1 protein-coding gene is annotated in these 5,642 nt (G+C 73.8%); it reads right to left on the bottom strand.

Annotated elements, in window-relative coordinates; all coding sequences use genetic code 11:
* Positions 1–5,538: beta-ketoacyl synthase N-terminal-like domain-containing protein (locus tag P1P75_RS39100; RefSeq protein ID WP_319264349.1), on the bottom strand; the 5,538-nt coding region annotated here is incomplete at its 3' end.
* Positions 5,539–5,642: the final 104 nt, after the last annotated feature.

Raw genomic sequence — 5,642 nt, 5'->3', positions numbered from 1 at the left:
GAACCAATGGCGTACGGGGTTGAGGGGGAAGCCGGGAAGCGGGAGGCGGCGCGGGCGCGTGGCGGGCCAGTGGGACTCCCATGCGGTCCGGCCGGTGTCCAGCCACTCGCGGGCGGCGGGGTCGGAGGGGAGGTCGGTGGACTCCCCCCGAGAGAGCGCAACGAGTTGGGCCAGCAGCCGCTCTCGGTCGGCGGACATGAGGACCACGCGTTCGGCGTGGGCGTCGCGTCCGGTCTGCAGGGTCCAGGCGACACGGGCGGCCTCGACGTCGGGGTTGGCCTCCAGGTGCCGGGCGAGTGTCGACGCGTAGTCGCGCAGGGCCGCGGCGGTCGGCGCGGAGAGCGGGAAGAGCCGGGCGGCGGGCGGGAGTTCGGTGGGCCCCGGGGTCTCGCCCTGGTACTCCTCGAGCACCACGTGGGCGTTGGAGCCGCCGAAACCGAAGGAGCTGACGCCCGCCCTGCGGACGGTCCGGCCGGCCTCGTCGACGACGCCGTCCCAACGTGCGGCACGGTCGTTGACGTAGAAGGGAGTGCCGTCCAGGCGGAGGTACGGGTTGAGTTCGGTGAGGTGCAGGGTGGCGGGCAGCCGGCGGTGCTTCAAGCTGAGCAGGGTCTTGAGCACGCCGGCGATGCCGGAGGCGGCTTCCAGGTGGCCGATGTTGGTCTTGACCGCGCCGAGGGCGATGTGCGGGCGGGCGGCCGGCGGCAGGCCGGCCTCGGCGTACAGCTGGGCGAAGGCGCGCTTCAGGCCCTCGGTCTCCACCGGGTCGCCGAGCGAGGTGCCTGTGCCGTGGGCCTCGATGTAGCTGACGGTGTCCGGTGACAGTGCGGCCCGGTGGTACGCCTGGACCAGCACCTGGGCCTGGGCCTCGGGGTTGGGGGCGGTGAGCGAGGTGGAGCGGCCACCGTGGTTGACGGCGGTGGCGCGGATCACGCCGTGGATGTGGTCACCGTCGGCCTGCGCCCGGTCGAGCCGCTTGAGCACCACCGCACCCGCGCCTTCGCCTCGTACATAGCCGTCGGCCGCGGTGTCGAAGGTCTTGCACCGGCCGTCGGAGCTGAGCATTCCGGACTTGGTGAACGCGGTGAACAGGCCTGGGCTGAGCGTCGCATTGACGCCCCCGGCGATCGCGAGGTCGCAGTCGCCGTCCAGGATCGCCCGGACCGCCCGGTGGATCGCCACCAGCGCGCTCGAGCACGCGGTGTCCACCGCCTCGCTGGGGCCGCGCAGGTCGAGCAGCCGGGAGACCCGGTTGGCGAGCACCGCGTGCGACAGGCCGGTGGCGGTGTGCGCCTGGACCGCGACGCCGTTGGTGCGCATCAGGTCGTCGTAGTCGGTGGTCGAGACTCCCGCGAACAGGCCGGTGGCGCTGCCCGCGAGTGCGGACGGCCGGTAGCCCGCGTTCTCCACGGCCCGCCACACCACCTCGAGGAAGAGCCGCTGCTGCGGGTCCATCAGGCCCGCCTCCGTGGCGGAGATCCCGAAGAACGCGGCGTCGAAGTCGGCGATGTTCTCCAGGAACCCGCCACGCAGCTCACTGGTCTCCGGGTCCTGCCGCAGGTCGGTGCGGTCGGCGGGGACGGGGCCGACGAGGTGGTCCCCGGCGTCGAGGTGCCGCCAGAACGCGTCCAGGTCGGTCGAGCCGGGCAGCCGTCCGGCGGCGCCCACGACCGCGATGGGCGTCGGGCCGTACAGCGACTCCGGGGCGGACTCCCGATCCGGCTCCGGCTCCGGCTCCGGCTCAACGACGGCTGTGGCTGTGGCTGTCGCTGCGGCTGCGGCTGCGGCGGGTGCGAGCGGCCGGGGTGTCGCCACCGCCGTGGGGCCGGCCGGCGGCGGTGCCGGCTCGGTGATGGCCGCCGTCGCCTGAGGGGCCGTCCCGGAGATGACGTCCGCGTGGTGGGTCACCAGGTAGCGGGCGAAGTCGTCGAGGGTCGGGCATTCGAACAGGACGGTGGGCAGCAGGTCGAGACCGTAGGTCTCGTTGACGTCGACCGAGAGCTGGGTGAGCGTGATCGAGTCGAAGCCCGAGTCCAGCAGCTCCCCGTCCATGTCGACCTCGTGCTCGTCGACCAGCAGGAACCCGGCGGCGATCCGGCGCAGTTCGGCCCGCACCGCGAGGTCCGGGTCGACCGCCGTACGAACGGGTGCCGGGAGGGCGGGAGCGGACACCTGAGCAGCTGCGGACGCGGAGGCGGCCGGGGCCGCGGGCATCGCGGTGGCGGCGCCCTCGACGGCGACCAGCACCGGCTCCTCACCGCCCAGTGCCTGGCAGAACACCCGCAGGCCGGTCTCGGTGGTCATCGGGATCATGTTCCAGCGCTGGGCGTACAGCCGGAGGGTGGCGTCGTCGACCCGCATGCCGCCGTCCTTCCACAGCGGCCACGCGATGGCGACGGTACGTCCGTTCCGCCGGCCTCGCGCGCGCAGGCGTTCGCGGGTCTCGGCGAAGCCGTTCAGGTAGGCGTTGGCGTAGGCGTAGTCGACCTGGCCGATGTTGCCGACCTCGCCGGCCAGTGAGGAGAAGACGGCGAAGAAGTCGAGTGGCCGCTCGCCGATCGCGCGGTCGAGGTGGGCGACGGCGAGCTTCGGAGCCAGTACGGCCTCGACCTCGGCACGTTCCTTGCCGACGGCGCGGCCGTCGTGCACGACCCCGGCGGCGTGAATGACGCCGTGCAGTGCGCCGTAGAGGTCGATGGTCTCCTCGATCACCAGGCGGGCCTGTTCGGCGTCGGTGACGTCGGCGCGCTCCCAGTGCACGGTGACGCCCCTGCCGGCGATTTTGTCGAGGCGGTCGCGGGCGGAGCGGTCGGGCCCGCCGCGGGTGACCAGGACCAGGTTGATCGGGCGGCCGTGGACGGCCAGGAACTCGGCGACCCGGACGCCGAGGGCGCCGGCGCCGCCGGTGATCAGGTAGGTGCCGCCGGGGCGGAGCTCGAGGTCGGCGGGCTCGCCACCGGTGGCGGGGGTGAACTCGGTGAGCCGGCGCAGCAGTCGGGCGCCGTCCTGGTAGCCGGCCTGGACCACCGCGTCGTCCGCGGCGGGAGCGGTGAGGTCGGCGAGGATCCGTCCGGCGGCGTCTCCGTCCGGGCCGACCGCGAGGCAGCTGCCGGTGAACGAGCTGTGCTCCAGGGCGAGGGTGCGCAGTGCGCCGGCCACGGCGGTGTGCTCGGGCTGGGCGTCCCGCGGCGCTCCGCGGTGCGCGTAGACGGCGCGCAGCGCGGTGCCCGCGGGGGCGGCTGCCAGCAGGGCCGTACAGGACCACAGCAGCGGGAGGAATCCCGCCTCCGGATCGGCTCCGTCGGCGCCGGCCGCCACCACGACCGCGTTCGGCTGCGCGCCGGTCTCGGCGAGGTGGGCGGCGAGCCGCCGCAGGTCCTCGCGCTCTCCGGTGGCCACCGTGTACCGGTCCTCGCCGGTGTGGGCGAAGGCGGCGCCGGGGCGGGCCAGGACGGCGCGGGTGCCGCGTGCGTCGAGTCGGCGGGCGAGTTCCCCACCGAGTTCCTCGTCCACCGCGACGATCAGCACCGTCGACGGGAGCGGGGTGGCGACACTGCCGGGCGCCTCGGGTTCCCAGACCGGGCGCAGGTACCGGCAGACGGTGGCCGGCTCGGCCGGTGCGGCGGGTGCCGCCACCGCGGGGAGCGGCTCGGCAAAGTAGTCGGGCAGCCAGTGCCGACTGCGCTCGAACGGGTAGGGCGGCAGGTGAACCCTGCCCGGGTGCGGCGCGGTCCAGCAGACCTGCCAGTCGACGGGCACGCCGGCCGTCCAGAGCCGGGCCAGCTTCGAAAGGCGGCGCTTCGCCAGCATGGTGGCGACCAGCGCGGCCCCGTCCTCGTCGTCGAGCAGCGACCAGCCGCCGACGTCCCCGCCGGCGCTGCCCGCGACCACCCCGGAGCTGTCCGTCCCGCTCACGAAGTCGCGTAGGCGGTCGCCGAGTTGCGCGGTGTCGGTAGCCAGTACGGCGAGCCGCTCGGCCATCTCGCGGCGCCCGATCTGGCTGGTGCGGGCCAGTGCGGCGAGCGGGAGTTCGGCGCCACCGGGGGTGGCGAGCAGGTCGGCGACCCGCTCGGCGTAGCGGACCAGCTGGCCCCGGGTGCGCGCGGACAGCAGGAACAGCTGCTCGCCGTCGTCCGGTCGGGGCTTCGCGGGGGCGGTGCGGGGGCGGTACTCCTCCAGCACCACGTGGGCGTTCGCGCCGCCCGCGCCGAAGGCGCTGACGCCGGCCCGGCGCGGGGAGCCGTCGGCGGGCGCGGGCCAGTCGGCCGTCTCGCGCGGCGGGTAGAACGGCGAACCGGAGAAGGCGATCTTCGGGTTGACCTTCTCGAGGTTGACGCACCGGGTGATCCTGCCGTGCTGCAGCTGGAGCACGGCCCGGGTGAGTCCGGCGATCCCGGCCGCGCCCTCCAGGTGGCCGATGGCGGCCTTGACGGAGGAGACGGCGCAGCGGAACTCCTCGGGGCCCGCTCCGAGTTCCTTGAACGCCCGGGTGAGGCTGGCGATCTCGATCGGGTCTCCGAGGGCGGTACCGGTGCCGTGCGCCTCCAGGCTGCCGATGGTGCGCGCGTCGACGCCGGAGCGGCGCACCGCCTCGGCGATCAGCGCGGCCTGCGCCTGCGGGTTGGGGACCGTGTAACCACCGGTCTTGCCACCGGCGTTGACGGTGCTGCCCTTGATCACGGCAAGGATCTCGTCGCCGTCGTGTTCGGCGTCGGCGAGCGGCTTGAGCAGCACGGCGCCGACGCCCTCTCCGGGCACGAATCCGTCGGCGCGCTCGTCGAAGACCTTGCAGGCGCCGTCGCCGGCCAGCATGTTGAGCGAGGACAGCGACACGTGGTGCGCGGGGTGCAGGATCAGGTTCACGCCGCCCGCGAGGGCCATCCGGCACTCGCCTCGGCGCAGGCTCTCGACGGCGAGGTGGACCGCTGTCAGCGAGGAGGAGCAGGCGGAGTCGACGGCGAAGCTGGGTCCTTGGAAGTCGAAGTGGTAGGAGACCCTGTTGGCCACCGACCAGTACGCGGAGTGTGCGCCGGAGAGCTTGCCGTGCGCCCAGCCGGTGGCGGCGAGTCGCCCGTACGAGCCGTACATGACGCCGGCGAACACCCCGGTCATCGTCTCGTGGGTGGAGCCGCCGAGGTAGCCGGCGCGGTCGAGCAGGTCCCAGCAGGTCTCCAGGAACAGGCGTTCCTGTGGGTCGATGTCGGCGGCGTCGCGCGGCAGGATGCCGAAGAAGGCGGGGTCGAACTTGTCGATGTCTTCGAGGAATCCGCCCCACCGGCTGTAGCTGCGGTCACTGCGTCCGCGCTCGGCGTCGAAGGTGGCCCGCCAGTCCCAGCGGTCCGCGGGGACCTCGGTGATGGCGTCGCGGCCGTCCTCCAGGTTGCGCCAGAAGGTCTCCACGTCCGGCGCGCCCGGGTAGCGTCCGCTGACCGCGATCACGGCGATGTCGGCGGCCTCGTCGACTGGCGCCCCACCTTCCACGCCGGCCGCCAACGCACGCTCCGCCGCCACGGCCGGCGGGGAGGCTTCCTCGAACACATGGGCAGGTGCGACCCAGCCTTCTTCCGCATCCCTCCCCGCAACCCCGCCGAGACGTCCCCCCTGCAACGCCGGTTCCCGGTGCTGCTCCCACTACAAAAACA

Source organism: Streptomyces sp. ID05-39B, from assembly GCF_033794725.1.
Taxonomy (GTDB): Bacteria; Actinomycetota; Actinomycetes; order Streptomycetales; family Streptomycetaceae; genus Streptomyces; species Streptomyces bobili.
The sequence above is the reverse complement of the archived record's forward strand: the minus strand, read 5'-3'. Positions and strand labels throughout refer to the sequence as shown.